This window comes from Bacteroides acidifaciens (assembly GCF_903181435.1).
In the GTDB taxonomy this organism is placed as follows: Bacteria; Bacteroidota; Bacteroidia; order Bacteroidales; family Bacteroidaceae; genus Bacteroides.
Genome location: NZ_CAEUHO010000004.1, coordinates 1,159,552 through 1,173,173 on the forward strand (window position 1 = coordinate 1,159,552; position 13,622 = coordinate 1,173,173).

Consider the following 13,622-nt stretch of genomic DNA (forward strand, 5'->3'; position numbering starts at 1 on the left):
GAAAAGAAATGGAAGAAGAATTACTGAAAAGATGGCGTTTGATATTGGGGGGTGATGAGGCCGATGGCACAGGCGTATCGTTGAGCGTGGAAGAACGGCGGATCGACCAATCCTTGGAAGCCGTATATGATAGCGACAGGAGGGGAGGGCTGGGCTCCTCGGCTCCCAAAGTCAGCCGATGGCTGGGGGAGATTCGTGAGTTTTTCCCACAGACAGTGGTGCAGGTGATTCAGCGGGATGCCATCAAGCGGTTGAATCTGACTACGTTGCTTACAGAAAAGGAAATGTTGGAAACGGTGGTTCCCAATGTGCATTTGGTGGCTACCTTGATGTCTTTAAGTCAGGTTATTCCGGAGAAGAATAAAGAGATGGCGCGTCAGATAGTCCGTCAGGTGGCTGATGAATTGCTCCGCAAACTGTCGGCACCTACTCAACAGGCGGTGACCGGTGCGTTGAACCGCTCCGCCCGTCGCCGGAATCCCCGCTATAATGAAATAGACTGGAAAACAACCATTACGAAGAATCTGAAAAATTACCAGCCGGAGTATAAGACGATTATTCCTGAAATACGTATCGGATACGGTCGTAAGAGGAAAGCCATGAAAGATATCATCCTGTGTTTGGACCAAAGTGGTTCTATGGGCACGTCCGTGATTTACTCCGGCATTTTTGGTTCCGTATTGGCGTCTATTCCGGCTGTCTCTACCCGAATGGTCGTGTTTGACACGGCGGTTGTCGACCTTACGGACGATTTGCAAGATCCTGTCGATCTGCTTTTTGGAGTACAACTAGGAGGAGGAACGGATATTGCCCAGGCTTTGACTTATTGTCAAGGCATAGTGACCCGCCCGCAAGATACAGTGCTCGTATTGGTGACCGACCTTTATGAAGGAGGCGACCCGAGAGAGATGCGAAAGAAATTTGTATCTCTTGTCGACAGCGGCGTGCAACTGATTGTGTTGCCGGCATTGAATGATGATGGTGCTCCGTCTTATGACAAGAACCATGCGGAATTTTTAGCTTCTATCGGCGTACCCACTTTTGCCTGCACTCCGGATAAGTTTCCCGACCTGATGGCGGCTGCTCTTAGCAAACAGGATATCGGTATGTGGGTTTCTCAAAACATAAAGATGTCCTGACAATCAAATACCGGATATTCGATGGCAACGAAAAAGGCTGTTCCTCATAACGAAGAACAGCCTTTCTTAATATATAAATGTAAGGGGATTTTGCTTTCTCTTACAGAGCGCCTACTTCTTTCAAAGCAGCGTTCGTTCCGTGAACAGCTTTTGCGCTAGCTGCGAACTTAGCTTTTTCGTCTTCGTTCAGGTTCAGTTCAACGATCTTTTCGATACCGTTCTTGCCAAGGATTACAGGAACGCCGATGCAAAGATCTGATTCGCCGTATTCACCTTCCAATAATACAGAACAAGGAATCATCTTCTTTTGGTCATGAAGGATAGATTCAACTACGAATGCTCCGGCTGCACCCGGTGCATACCATGCAGAAGTACCCAGCAATTTAGTCAGTGTAGCACCACCTACCATTGTAGCAGCGGCAACTTCTTCCAGTTTTTCGGCAGAGATGAAGTTGGATACAGGCATACCTTTGTAAGTAGCGAAACGAGTCAAAGGAATCATAGTAGTATCACCGTGACCGCCGATAACCATACCTTCTACTTCGTTAGCGTTGCAACCGATAGCTTGAGACAAGAAATATTTGAAACGAGAGCTATCCAAAGCACCACCCATACCGATCACACGGTTTTTCGGCAAGCCCAGAGCCTTCAATGCCAAATAAGTCATTGTATCCATCGGGTTAGAGATAACGACGATGATAGCGTTAGGAGAATATTTCAACAAGTTTTCTGCTACCGATTTAACAATACCAGCATTCACGCCGATCAATTCTTCACGAGTCATACCCGGTTTACGAGGAATACCTGAAGTAATCACAACAACGTCAGAGTTAGCAGTCTGAGCATAGTCGTTAGTGCAGCCTACCAATGTAGAGTCGAAACCCAGCAATTGAGCTGTCTGCATCATATCCATTGCTTTACCTTCTGAAACGCCTTCTTTAACGTCCAGCATTACTACTTCGTCTGCTACTTCATTAAAAGCAAGTACATTTGCACATGTAGCACCTACGTTACCTGCGCCTACTACGGTTACTTTTGACATAATACTATATATTTAAAAAGTTGATAATTTGTTTCATCTATTTTGCGCGACAAAATTACAACGATAATCCTGATTAAAGAAATTTTTCCGTAATAATTTTAGTTAAAGGTCGAAGTAATCAGAATCTACAGGCAGTAGTATAAAAGGATAGCCGATAGATTATCAAACGGGTTAATAAATTAAAATTGTACAGATTAGCCGAAGGTTTTTCTAAAACTCTCTGTTTTTCTGCTTGACTTCTGTTACGAAATGATTACTTTTGCGCCCGTTATCAATTAACAACTGAAACTATGAGTAAAAAAAGTCTTCTTATTGCAGCTGTAGCTATTTTGGTGATAGCTATTATTGGTGTTACCTATTTATTGTTTACTGAGAAACAAGCTAACCGTGAGTTAGTGCAGGAGTTTCAATTAGACAAGGAAGATTTGGAAAACGAATATACTCGTTTCGCACAACAATATGATGAGTTGAAGATGACCATATCCAATGATTCTTTATCTCAACTGCTGGAGCAGGAGCAATTGAAAACACAGCGCTTGTTGGAAGAACTTCGTACGGTGAAAAGTTCGAACGCTACGGAAATCCGCCGTTTGAAAAAGGAACTGGCTACTCTACGTAAGGTAATGATTGGTTATATCAATCAGATCGATTCATTGAATAAACTGACTGAACAGCAGAAATTGGTTATTGCTGATGTGACCGAGAAGTATAATAAGGCTTCTCAACAAATCAGTAATCTTTCTGAAGAAAAGAAGAATTTGGATAAGAAGGTGACACTGGCAGCCCAACTTGACGCCACCAATATCCGTATCGAACCCCGCAACAAACGCGGCAAAGTAGCTAAGAAGGTGAAAGATGTGGTGAAACTGGCCATCAGCTTTACTGTAGTAAAGAATATCACTGCTGAGAACGGTGAGCGTACCATTTATATACGTATCACTAAACCGGATAACGATGTGTTGACTAAGAGTGCGTCCAATACTTTCCCTTATGAGAATCGTACACTGGCCTATTCTATCAAAAAGTATATTGAGTACAACGGAGAAGAACAGAACGTTAATGTGTTTTGGGATGTGGAAGAGTTCTTATATGCCGGAAACTACCGGGTTGATATCTTCGAAGGTGGCAATCTGATTGGCTCGCAGTCGTTTACATTGAATTAAAAAGTCGTTCTATCGGATAGTAGTACCTTTTTCTGTGCGTATATATTGAAAAAAAGATTAACTTTGTTAATATTAAAACAGTATATATGAAAAAGCACTATTCATTACTATTATTATCATTGCTGTTTCTGGTGTTTACAGCTATGACTTGCGATGACGATCTACCGGAAGTGGTCAAAGTCACATGTACAATAGATGATGTCACACTTCATCATTGGAATAATGCAGGCGAATCTCCGAAAGAGCCTGCAGAATTTAAAGTACCTAAAGAAGCGTATCTCTTGGAGATTTGTGTATCAATAGAAATTTCGGAAGATGAATCAGTTTCTTTTGATGACGGTCGTTATTTTTCTTATGTATTATCTGATGAAATAAAAAAGATAAGCATTTTCACGGATTCAGCTTTTAATGAAAACTTCCCGGCAGGGTCAGAAGTTACTTCCTGCTTTTATAATTACCCGAAGACAATCAGTGACAATCAACAGTCAGACTATACTGCTAATGGGCAGGCTATATCTTATGTAGAACAAATCAACCAGATGTATAAAGCGTTGCTGACTGTTCCGCAACCAGGAGAATATCGTTTCCGTGTAGTGCTGACTATGGAGAGCGGAGAGACTATTGAGAGAGTCAGTGAACCGATTACTTTGTATTAATAAATCAAGAGCATGAAAAGATTTCATTTGCTTGTACTGTTATTTGGTATTTGTTCGCTTTTGAAAGCGCAGGAAGGTCAGCTGTTATCTCACTCCCGAGAGAGTAACAAACTGCTTCAATTAAATGCAGGTTTGGGAACCAGCTTTGATTTGATGCATAGGGGAGCGGGAAATGCGTTTGCTTCTATAGCAGCTAAGAAATCCCCGTTCCCGATTCTCGATTTCCGTTTGGAGCATTTCTTTTCCAGGAAGTGGGGGTGGTTTGCCAATATAAAAATAGGTATTCCTTCTAAGTATCGAACCGACTATTATTTGGAGTTAGCCCGTGTCTTGGAAAAGGATTATTATATACGGAACCATATATTTGAAAAGCAAACTCTACCGGTAACCCCATGTTTGGCTGTCGGTGTTGTCCATCGTATCGAGAATTCGCATTGGGCTTTCTATCCTCGATTGGGAATTGGTGTCAATAGTCCCGGTTTTCAGGATGTTTGTATCGGACTGAAGAAAAAAGGCGGTAATCAGTTATATGATACCCGTCATGATATCAAATATGGGCTCGGGCAAGATAACAGGGATGTCTTTATCCTTTCAACAGGCTTTAGTCTAAACTATAAGCTAAGCACATATTGTTATCTGTTTTTATCCGTTGACTATATACAACCGATAGGAAGCCACTTAATTATGGAAAGTCTTACGACCGATCTTTATACCAATGAAGTGGTTGACCGGCGAATTTATAAGACAAGTACGCTTGGACGGGACTTAAATGTCTGTGTGGGAGTCGGGATACCCATCCGGTTAGGAAGAAAAGACAGGAAGGGGCAAATAACTTCAAGAAAAGAGAGGATGCGGAAAATCATGGAGCAGAAACGTAAGTCTTTCGGATTGTTCCCTACGACAGTTAAATAAAAACGATTCATATATTATATCTTCCATTGCCTGACGAAAAATCGCCCCACATCTGTTGAATGATAATTCATTAGGCAACGAGAAATTAAATGATTATTTAAGTACGCTTGATGAAATCATTAGTTATCATTTTTCATATCCGGTACGAAATGAATCAAATCTCCAATTATCCGTATCTAAACTAGCCGAAACTCTCATACTGAATTTTTATGCTATAATCCGGTTTCAGCCGTTTCAGCTTTATTCGCAAACGCCTTGGCAGAAGGTGATAGCGGCTGAAGGCGAAAAAAACATCCCTTGCGAGAATAGGCTGTAGCCAGGGGGGAGTGCTTTCAGCGCATTCAGCTTTTTCAGACTTGACAGTAGCTCTATATATTCACCGTGGTAGGTATATATACTCACCGTACTGGATCTATATGCCCACCACGCGGGGGATATAGATTCATCACCCGGGCAAAAGTGAAAAGAAGATAAAGTTATACACTTTTGCATTCAGGGGTGACTTCAGCCAAAAACACCGATGAAAAGGGACATTTTTGAAGAACTGAAAGCTGAAGGCGGTTTTTTACTTTTTATATTTGGTAGGAGATTTAGCTGTAACAAGTAGAAGACTTGACTGCAGCAAGTACTACACTCAATGAAATGATATAGGAGATTTGAGTAACTCAAGTACATGGCTCGGCTTACTTCAGTACTGCTTTGATTCATCTCCGCACAAAAAAACGAACTTTTTGGGGACTAGTCGTCCTAAAATACATTCCTGGAATTTTCAGACTGAGGCTTGGTTACAGTATATGTAGGATATCGCTGTTGGGTGTCTCTGATTTTTATAAGAAAGGACTATCTTCTACCGTCCGCTCCCCACATCATTTTACTGCGAAGCGTATCGAAAAAGATATGATTAAAGCGTTTCACTACTTTTACGCTGTAGTCGGCACGGCGAATAGTGAGTTGCGTCGTTTCCTTGCAGGTTTCACTGCTGCCGTCGATAGCGACCAGGAAGTTATGGCTGCGGCTTTCCACATCCAACGTGATTTCCCAATCATCACGTATGACGATAGGGCGGACATTAAGGCTATGCGGAGCTACGGGAGTAATGACGATAGTGTTGGCATGAGGAACCATAATCGGTCCGCCCACACTTAGAGAATAAGCTGTCGAACCGGTTGGAGTAGCAATTACTAATCCGTCGGCCTGGTAAGTGTTCAAGAATGCACCGTTGATGGCAGTACGGATACTGATCATTGAAGAGCTGTCCCGTTTGAGTACGGCTATTTCATTTAGAGCATACGGAGATGCTTGCAGGTGGGTGTCGTTACAAATAAGTTGAAGTACACTTCGTTCTTCAACACTGTATCTTCCGGCTTGAACCTCGTTGAATGTCTCTTCCATCTCTTCGGGAGAAATATCAGCAAGAAAGCCCAAACGTCCTGTATTGATGCCAAGGATAGGAATCCCCTTTCTGCCTACCCGGCGGGCAGCTTTCAGGAAAGTTCCATCCCCTCCGATGCTGATTACCATGTCGGCTGTGAAATCATCGCCGTCAAACAACTGGTCGGCTTCGATTTCCATATGCTCTGAAATCAGGAATTGGTAGAACTCCCTGCATACGCAGACCTCTGCTCCCCGTTTTTTCAGCAACCGGAACAGATTAGCGGCATGAGAGGACTTTTTAGCCTGATACGTATTTCCGAAAATGGCAAATTTCATAAGCGATGTCATTAGTTTCGGTTGCAAATTTGGCATTTTTTCTTGGATTTCTACTTTAAATAACCAAAAAAGAAACGAGAATGCGTTTCGTATTATTAGGCAACTAATAATAATATTTGTATTTTTGCGGCAAATATTACATAGAACCATGACTAAATTAAGTGTAAACATAAACAAGATTGCTACACTGAGAAATGCTCGCGGCGGAAATGTGCCCGATGTAGTAAAGGTAGCGCTTGATTGTGAATCTTTTGGAGCGGACGGTATTACCGTTCATCCTCGTCCCGACGAGCGCCACATTCGTCGTTCGGATGTATATGATTTGCGTCCTTTGTTGCGGACAGAATTCAATATCGAAGGCTATCCGTCTCCGGAGTTTATAGACCTGGTGCTGAAAGTGAAACCACATCAGGTGACTTTGGTTCCCGATGCCCCTTCGCAGATTACTTCCAATGCCGGGTGGGATACAAAAGCAAACTTGGAATTTCTGACCGAAGTTCTCGACCAGTTCAACAGTGCAGGTATCCGTACTTCTGTCTTCGTGGCTGCCGACACCGAAATGGTGGAATATGCGGCAAAAGCAGGAGCCGACCGTGTGGAACTATACACGGAACCGTATGCAACGAACTATCCGAAGAATCCTGAAGCAGCTATCGCTCCTTTTATCGAAGCTGCCAAGACTGCCCGTAAACTGGGCATCGGCTTGAATGCCGGACACGATTTGAGCCTTGTGAATTTAAACTATTTCTATAAGAACATTCCTTGGGTGGACGAAGTCTCTATCGGTCATGCATTGATTAGCGATGCACTGTACTTGGGACTGGAACGCACCGTTCAGGAATATAAAAACTGTCTACGCTGATGAATGCAATGATTTTGTTAGCCCAAAGGGCTATGAATATGGCCGACTCGCTGGCCACCGCCAATCCTATACTGACAGAGGTGAATGCTCCCGAGATGGACATGCTTGATATGGCTATTAAGGGTGGCTGGATTATGATTGTGCTGGGCGTGCTGTCCGTCGTTTGTTTCTATATCCTTTTCGAACGTAACTATGTGATTCGTAAGGCAGGAAAAGAAGACCCCATGTTTATGGAACGGATAAAAGACTATATCCATAGCGGTGAAATCAAAGCTGCCATTAACTATTGCCATACGATGAACACCCCTTCGGCACGTATGATAGAAAAGGGAATCAGTCGTCTAGGCCGTCCTATCAACGACGTGCAGGCTGCCATTGAGAACGTCGGTAACATCGAAGTGGCGAAACTTGAAAAAGGACTGACGGTGATGGCGACCATCTCCGGCGGCGCCCCGATGCTCGGATTCCTCGGAACGGTGACCGGTATGGTGCGTGCATTCTACGAAATGGCGAACGCGGGAAGTGGGAATATTGATATCACATTGCTTTCCGGCGGTATCTACGAAGCTATGATTACTACAGTCGGCGGTCTGATTGTCGGTATCATTGCTATGTTTGCCTATAACTATCTGGTGATGCTTGTAGACCGTGTGGTGAACAAGATGGAGTCCCGCACGATGGAATTCATGGACTTGCTGAACGAGCCCACATAAAGGCTGAACGAGAACCAGCGTAAAAGTGGAAAAGTAACCGAGAATGTTAATTATTAATCACTAACCACTAATCATTAATAAAGTGGGATTAAAAAGAAGAAATAGAGTATCGCCCAATTTCAGTATGGCTTCCATGACGGACGTCATATTCCTGTTGTTGATATTCTTTATGATAACCTCTACGGTGGTGTCGCCCAATGCTATGAAAGTGCTGTTGCCGCAAGGCAAGCAACAGACCTCGGCGAAACCGCTGACAAGAGTCGTTATTGATAAAGACTTGAACTTCTATGCCGCTTTCGGCAATGAGAAGGAGCAACCGATAGCATTGAATGATTTGACATCGTTCTTGCAGAGTTGTGCAGAGAAGGAACCTGAAATGTATGTGGCATTGTATGCGGATGAATCAGTACCTTATCGAGAGATTATGGGGGTACTGAACATTGCAAACGAGAATCATTTTAAGATGGTGCTGGCTATGCGCCCGCCTGAAAACAAATAAGGAACAATGGACAGAAGAAAAAAGGGTGAATACATAGGAGTGCTGGGTACACTGTTGGTACACGTGGCAGTGATTGCTCTTTTGATTCTGGTGAGCTTTACCGTTCCCCAGCCGGATGAGGATGCTGGTGGGGTGCCTGTGATGATGGGAAATGTGGAATCGGCGCGCGGTTTCGATGACCCTTCGCTGGTAGATGTGGACGTGCTGGACGAAGATGCGGCAACCCCTGCGGAGACTGAACCGGAACTTCCTTCCGAACAGGATTTATTGACGCAGACCGAAGAAGAGACAGTCACCTTAAAGCCGAAAACGGAAGAACCTAAAAAGGAAACGGTGAAACCTAAAGAAGTGACTAAACCGAAGGAACCTGTAAAAAAGCCCGAGAAGACCGAAGCAGAGAAAGCTGCGGAAGCCAAACGGATCGCTGAAGAAAAAGCGGAACGTGAACGGAAGGCTGCGGAAGAGGCTGCACGAAAGAGAGTTGTCGGCGCTTTCGGGAAAGGAGCGCAGATGGAAGGAAACAAAGGGACAGCAGCTAGCGGTACAGGAACCGAAGGCAGCAAGGAAGGAAATTCTTCTACCGGAGCAAAGACCGGAACGGGTGGTTACGGAACATTTGACCTCGGCGGACGTTCTTTAGGTACGGGTAGTTTGCCGAAGCCTGCATACAATGTACAGGAAGAGGGGCGTGTGGTAGTGAATATTACTGTAAACCCTGCGGGACAAGTGATAGCAACCGGCATTAACCCTCAGACAAATACTGTAAGTTCAGCGTTGCGGAAAGCTGCCGAAGATGCGGCAAAGAAAGCTCGCTTTAATACAGTGGAAGGGGTGACGAATCAAACGGGAACAATTACGTATTACTTTAATTTGAGATAGAAGTATCATTAACCAAAAATAGATAGCATTATGGGAACTGTATACGCATTTTTTGCAGATGGTTTTGAAGAAATCGAAGCCTTTACCACTATTGACACACTGAGACGTGCCGGACTGAACGTAGAAATCGTATCTGTCACTCCGGACGAAATTGTAGTCGGCGCACATGACGTGTCCGTTCTTTGTGACATCAATTTTGAGAATTGCGATTTCTTCGATGCTGAACTTTTATTTTTACCGGGTGGGATGCCGGGAGCAGCTACGCTCGACAAGCACGAAGGGTTGCGTAAGCTAATCCTCAACTTTGCCGAAAAAGGCAAACCTATCGCTGCCATTTGTGCGGCTCCGATGGTATTAGGCAAACTGGGACTGCTGAAAGGCAAGAAAGCGACATGTTATCCTAGCTTCGAACAATATCTGGAAGGTGCGGAATGTGTCAATGAACACGCTGTCCGTGACGGAAACATCATTACGGGCATGGGACCGGGTGCTGCCATGGAGTTTGCTTTGACTATCGTTGACCTGTTGGTAGGTAAAGAAAAGGTGGAAGAACTGGTAGAAGCGATGTGCGTAAAACACTAAGCTGCCTGTCCATGAAGAAATTTGTAATTATTGTCGCCGGTGGAAAGGGCTTGCGAATGGGAAGTGAGCTTCCGAAACAATTCCTTCCTATTGGCGGTAAACCTGTGTTGATGCATACGCTGGAAGTGTTCCGGAAGTATGACGCTTCACTTCAGATTATATTAGTGCTTCCCAAAGAGCAGCAGGACTTCTGGAAACAGCTCTGCGAAGAACACGGCTTTGACGTAGAGCATCTGATTGCCGATGGTGGCGGGACGCGCTTCCATTCGGTAAAGAATGGCTTGGCATTGGTGCAGGAACCCGGACTGGTGGGAGTGCATGATGGTGTCCGCCCGTTTGTCTCGGTAGAGGTGATTCAACGCTGCTATGATTTGGCGGGAGAGCAGAAAGCAGTGATTCCGGTGGTTGATGTAGTGGAGACGCTGCGCCATCTGACGGAGGGCGGCAGTGAAACAGTCAGCCGCAATGATTATAAACTGGTGCAGACTCCTCAAGTCTTTGAGATTGAACTGCTGAAACAGGCTTATGCGCAGGAGTTTACCCCGTTCTTTACGGATGATGCCTCAGTGGTAGAGGCAATGGGCATACCTGTATATCTGGCAGAAGGTAATCGTGAAAATATAAAAATAACAACCCCCTTCGATTTGAAAGTGGGGAGTGCTCTGTTGTAAATGTTCGATTTAGTCACACGCGACATAAAATTTATCTCCGGCGTAGGGCCACAGAAGGCTGCCGTATTAAACAAGGAGCTGGAAATATACTCCTTGCATGATTTGATTTATTACTTCCCTTACAAATACGTTGACCGGAGCCGCATCTATTACATTCACGAAATAGATGGCAATATGCCGTATATCCAACTGAAAGGAGAAATCCTCGGCTTCGAAACCATCGGCGAAGGACGGCAACGACGTCTTACCGCTCACTTCTCGGACGGTACGGGCGTAGTGGATTTAGTGTGGTTTCAAGGAATAAAGTATATCCTAGGCAAATATAAACTTCACGAAGAATATATCATCTTCGGCAAACCGACCGTTTTCAACGGGCGTATCAATGTAGCCCACCCCGATGTGGACAAGACGGATGACCTGAAACTTTCTTCCGTAGGTCTGCAACCTTATTATAATACGACGGAGAAAATGAAACGCAGCTTCCTCAACTCTCACGCGATTGAGAAGATGATGGCAGTTGTGATTCAGCAGATACAGGAACCTCTGCCCGAAACGCTTTCTCCCAAACTATTGGCGGAACACCATTTGATGCCGCTCACGGAAGCTCTTCGGAATATCCACTTCCCGACAAATCCCGACTTGCTTCGCAGGGCGCAGTATCGTCTTAAATTCGAGGAACTGTTTTATGTACAGCTCAATATCCTCCGCTATGCCAAAGACAGGCAACGGAGATACCGCGGCTATATCTTTGAAAAAGTAGGCGACATATTCAATACGTTTTATACAAAGAACCTGCCTTTCCAACTTACCGGCGCACAGAAACGGGTATTGAAAGAAATCCGCAACGACGTAGGCGGCGGACGGCAGATGAACCGTCTTTTGCAGGGAGATGTAGGTAGCGGGAAAACGCTCGTTGCCTTGATGAGCATGCTGCTTGCCTTGGATAATGGTTATCAGGCGTGTATGATGGCACCTACCGAAATTCTGGCAAACCAGCATTATGAAACGATAAAGGAACTGCTTTTCGGAATGGATATCCGCGTTGAACTGCTGACCGGCTCCATCAAAGGGAAAAGAAGAGAAGCCATCCTTACCGGTCTGCTGACAGGCGACGTGCATATCCTGATAGGAACCCATGCCGTCATCGAGGATACTGTCAACTTCTCCTCTTTGGGACTTGTCGTCATTGACGAACAGCACCGCTTTGGTGTGGCGCAACGCGCCCGCCTTTGGACCAAGAATAACCAACCGCCGCATGTGCTTGTTATGACTGCGACGCCCATTCCCCGTACACTGGCAATGACCCTGTATGGCGACTTGGATGTTTCCGTTATTGACGAACTTCCCCCCGGCCGGAAACCGATAACCACCGTCCATCAGTTTGACAACCGCCGTGAGAGCATGTACCGTTTCGTACAGAAACAAATTGACGAAGGACGTCAGGTTTATATCGTTTATCCTTTAATAAAGGAGAGCGAAAAGATTGACTTGAAGAATCTTGAAGAAGGTTACCAGTATATTCTTGAAGAATTTCCCAAGTGTACGGTTTGCAAGGTGCATGGCAAAATGAAAGCAGCCGAAAAAGACGAGCAGATGCAACTTTTCATTTCGGGAAAAGCACAGATAATGGTAGCTACGACAGTAATCGAGGTAGGAGTGAACGTGCCCAACGCTTCGGTGATGATTATTGAAAATGCCGAACGTTTCGGACTCTCACAGTTGCACCAGTTGCGCGGTCGGGTAGGGCGTGGCGCCGACCAGTCTTATTGTATCCTGGTGACCAACTACAAACTGACCGAAGACACTCGTAAACGGCTTGAAATCATGGTACGTACCAATGACGGCTTTGAAATAGCGGAGGCTGACCTGAAACTGCGCGGTCCCGGCGACCTCGAAGGAACCCAGCAGAGCGGTGTGGCTTTCGACTTGAAGATTGCCGATATTGCCCGTGACGGGCAACTGCTGCAATACGTACGTGCTATAGCCGAAGAGATTGTCGAGCAAGACCCTGCGGCACAGAATCCGGAGAATGAAATACTATGGCGGCAACTCAAATCCCTGCGGAAAACGAATGTTAACTGGGCTGCCATTAGTTGAAAAACGGTTAAACATGCGGTTTATTTGCGAAAATGTGTTGCATAACATATTTGGCTCTTATCTCTCCTATTTATAGGGGTTTAAAGACTTATTTCTTTTCCCTTTTGTTGCTAATCATCTGAAAAATAGTTAATAACTCCCTTGTTGTTTCGTAGGAAAATACTACCTTTGGGGGAATTTTTTTAGTAAATGTATCGTTTAACCATTTGAAAAGTCGAGTATTATGCTTGAAAAAACGCTGGTCATTTTAAAACCGTGTACCCTACAACGGGGACTGATTGGTGAGATTACTCATCGTTTCGAACGTAAAGGATTGCGGTTGGCCGGCATGAAGATGATGCGACTGACAGATGAATTGCTAAGTGAACATTATGCCCACCTCAGTGGCAAACCGTTCTTTCAGCGTGTGAAAGATTCAATGATGACAGCTCCTGTTATCGTTTGCTGTTTTGAAGGTGTGGATGCTATTCAAACAGTCCGTACGTTGGCGGGACCAACTAATGGACGTCTGGCTGCCCCGGGAACCATTCGTGGGGATTACAGCATGAGTTTTCAAGAGAATATAGTTCATGCTTCCGATTCACCGGAGACTGCAGCTATTGAATTAAAGAGATTTTTTAAACCGGAAGAGATATTCGATTATAAACAGGCGACATTTGACTACCTGTATGCAAACGACGAATATTAAATGAATTGA

The 13,622-nt window shown here is 44.7% G+C and carries 14 protein-coding genes; 12 read left to right on the forward strand and 2 right to left on the reverse strand.

The window, feature by feature from the left end; all coding sequences use genetic code 11:
- Positions 1–8 precede the first annotated feature (8 nt).
- Complete coding sequence (locus CLIN57ABFB40_RS16415) at positions 9–1,139, forward strand: vWA domain-containing protein (protein ID WP_175631068.1); 1,131 nt, start codon at positions 9–11, stop codon at positions 1,137–1,139.
- Between the two features lie 100 nt (positions 1,140–1,239).
- Here the strand turns inward: CLIN57ABFB40_RS16415 and mdh are convergent, their stop codons facing one another.
- Positions 1,240–2,181, reverse strand: coding sequence for a malate dehydrogenase (gene mdh, locus CLIN57ABFB40_RS16420; protein WP_175631069.1), 942 nt, complete (start codon positions 2,179–2,181; stop codon positions 1,240–1,242).
- Between the two features lie 290 nt (positions 2,182–2,471).
- Here mdh and CLIN57ABFB40_RS16425 point away from each other — a divergent pair, with 290 nt between their 5' ends.
- From CLIN57ABFB40_RS16425 to CLIN57ABFB40_RS16435, 3 genes are all read left to right on the forward strand, one after another.
- Positions 2,472–3,344, forward strand: coding sequence for a hypothetical protein (locus CLIN57ABFB40_RS16425; protein ID WP_175631070.1), 873 nt, complete (start codon positions 2,472–2,474; stop codon positions 3,342–3,344).
- An 86-nt stretch (positions 3,345–3,430) separates the two neighbouring features.
- Positions 3,431–4,000: a DUF5034 domain-containing protein gene (locus CLIN57ABFB40_RS16430; protein ID WP_175631071.1), complete on the forward strand. Its 570-nt coding sequence runs from the start codon at positions 3,431–3,433 to the stop codon at positions 3,998–4,000.
- A gap of 12 nt (positions 4,001–4,012) precedes the next feature.
- The gene (locus tag CLIN57ABFB40_RS16435) at positions 4,013–4,912 is read left to right on the forward strand and encodes a hypothetical protein (protein WP_175631072.1); all 900 of its coding nucleotides are present in this window, start codon (positions 4,013–4,015) and stop codon (positions 4,910–4,912) included.
- Positions 4,913–5,752: 840 nt separating this feature from the next.
- On the opposite strand, the gene CLIN57ABFB40_RS16440 is transcribed toward CLIN57ABFB40_RS16435, so the two are convergent.
- A complete protein-coding gene (locus CLIN57ABFB40_RS16440; RefSeq protein WP_175631073.1) occupies positions 5,753–6,622 on the reverse strand; it encodes an NAD kinase in 870 nt (289 codons plus the stop codon).
- A gap of 148 nt (positions 6,623–6,770) precedes the next feature.
- On the opposite strand from CLIN57ABFB40_RS16440, the gene CLIN57ABFB40_RS16445 reads away from it, so the two are divergent.
- The 8 genes from CLIN57ABFB40_RS16445 (at position 6,771) to ndk (ending at position 13,613) form a co-directional block, all read left to right on the forward strand.
- Positions 6,771–7,484, forward strand: a complete 714-nt coding sequence (locus CLIN57ABFB40_RS16445) for a pyridoxine 5'-phosphate synthase (RefSeq protein ID WP_175631074.1) — start codon at positions 6,771–6,773, stop codon at positions 7,482–7,484.
- The gene (locus tag CLIN57ABFB40_RS16450) at positions 7,484–8,197 is read left to right on the forward strand and encodes a MotA/TolQ/ExbB proton channel family protein (RefSeq protein WP_175631075.1); all 714 of its coding nucleotides are present in this window, start codon (positions 7,484–7,486) and stop codon (positions 8,195–8,197) included. Before CLIN57ABFB40_RS16445 ends, CLIN57ABFB40_RS16450 begins: the two co-directional genes overlap by 1 nt.
- 82 nt (positions 8,198–8,279) lie before the next feature.
- Positions 8,280–8,696: an ExbD/TolR family protein gene (locus tag CLIN57ABFB40_RS16455; protein ID WP_175631076.1), complete on the forward strand. Its 417-nt coding sequence runs from the start codon at positions 8,280–8,282 to the stop codon at positions 8,694–8,696.
- Positions 8,697–8,702: 6 nt separating this feature from the next.
- Positions 8,703–9,575: a cell envelope integrity protein TolA gene (locus CLIN57ABFB40_RS16460; protein WP_175631077.1), complete on the forward strand. Its 873-nt coding sequence runs from the start codon at positions 8,703–8,705 to the stop codon at positions 9,573–9,575.
- A 30-nt stretch (positions 9,576–9,605) separates the two neighbouring features.
- Positions 9,606–10,157 (forward strand): DJ-1 family glyoxalase III, encoded by a 552-nt coding sequence (locus CLIN57ABFB40_RS16465; protein ID WP_175631078.1) that lies wholly within the window; start codon positions 9,606–9,608, stop codon positions 10,155–10,157.
- 11 nt (positions 10,158–10,168) lie between these two features.
- Positions 10,169–10,828, forward strand: coding sequence for a 2-C-methyl-D-erythritol 4-phosphate cytidylyltransferase (locus CLIN57ABFB40_RS16470; protein ID WP_175631079.1), 660 nt, complete (start codon positions 10,169–10,171; stop codon positions 10,826–10,828).
- Positions 10,829–12,925: an ATP-dependent DNA helicase RecG gene (gene recG / locus CLIN57ABFB40_RS16475; RefSeq protein WP_175631080.1), complete on the forward strand. Its 2,097-nt coding sequence runs from the start codon at positions 10,829–10,831 to the stop codon at positions 12,923–12,925.
- Positions 12,926–13,148: 223 nt separating this feature from the next.
- Positions 13,149–13,613 carry a nucleoside-diphosphate kinase gene (gene ndk, locus CLIN57ABFB40_RS16480; RefSeq protein ID WP_175631081.1) on the forward strand — a complete coding sequence of 155 codons (465 nt, stop codon included), beginning with the start codon at positions 13,149–13,151 and terminating at the stop codon, positions 13,611–13,613.
- Positions 13,614–13,622: the final 9 nt, after the last annotated feature.

What these genes read in the sequence shown, in the direction of transcription:
- CLIN57ABFB40_RS16415 (WP_175631068.1), top strand. Translation starts at nt 9, where the DNA reads ATGGAAGAAGAATTACTGAAAAGATGGCGTTTGATATTGGGGGGTGAT.
- mdh (WP_175631069.1), bottom strand. Translation starts at nt 2,181, where the DNA reads ATGTCAAAAGTAACCGTAGTAGGCGCAGGTAACGTAGGTGCTACATGT.
- CLIN57ABFB40_RS16425 (WP_175631070.1), top strand. Translation starts at nt 2,472, where the DNA reads ATGAGTAAAAAAAGTCTTCTTATTGCAGCTGTAGCTATTTTGGTGATA.
- CLIN57ABFB40_RS16430 (WP_175631071.1), top strand. Translation starts at nt 3,431, where the DNA reads ATGAAAAAGCACTATTCATTACTATTATTATCATTGCTGTTTCTGGTG.
- CLIN57ABFB40_RS16435 (WP_175631072.1), top strand. Translation starts at nt 4,013, where the DNA reads ATGAAAAGATTTCATTTGCTTGTACTGTTATTTGGTATTTGTTCGCTT.
- CLIN57ABFB40_RS16440 (WP_175631073.1), bottom strand. Translation starts at nt 6,622, where the DNA reads ATGAAATTTGCCATTTTCGGAAATACGTATCAGGCTAAAAAGTCCTCT.
- CLIN57ABFB40_RS16445 (WP_175631074.1), top strand. Translation starts at nt 6,771, where the DNA reads ATGACTAAATTAAGTGTAAACATAAACAAGATTGCTACACTGAGAAAT.
- CLIN57ABFB40_RS16450 (WP_175631075.1), top strand. Translation starts at nt 7,484, where the DNA reads ATGAATGCAATGATTTTGTTAGCCCAAAGGGCTATGAATATGGCCGAC.
- CLIN57ABFB40_RS16460 (WP_175631077.1), top strand. Translation starts at nt 8,703, where the DNA reads ATGGACAGAAGAAAAAAGGGTGAATACATAGGAGTGCTGGGTACACTG.
- CLIN57ABFB40_RS16465 (WP_175631078.1), top strand. Translation starts at nt 9,606, where the DNA reads ATGGGAACTGTATACGCATTTTTTGCAGATGGTTTTGAAGAAATCGAA.
- CLIN57ABFB40_RS16470 (WP_175631079.1), top strand. Translation starts at nt 10,169, where the DNA reads ATGAAGAAATTTGTAATTATTGTCGCCGGTGGAAAGGGCTTGCGAATG.
- recG (WP_175631080.1), top strand. Translation starts at nt 10,829, where the DNA reads ATGTTCGATTTAGTCACACGCGACATAAAATTTATCTCCGGCGTAGGG.
- ndk (WP_175631081.1), top strand. Translation starts at nt 13,149, where the DNA reads ATGCTTGAAAAAACGCTGGTCATTTTAAAACCGTGTACCCTACAACGG.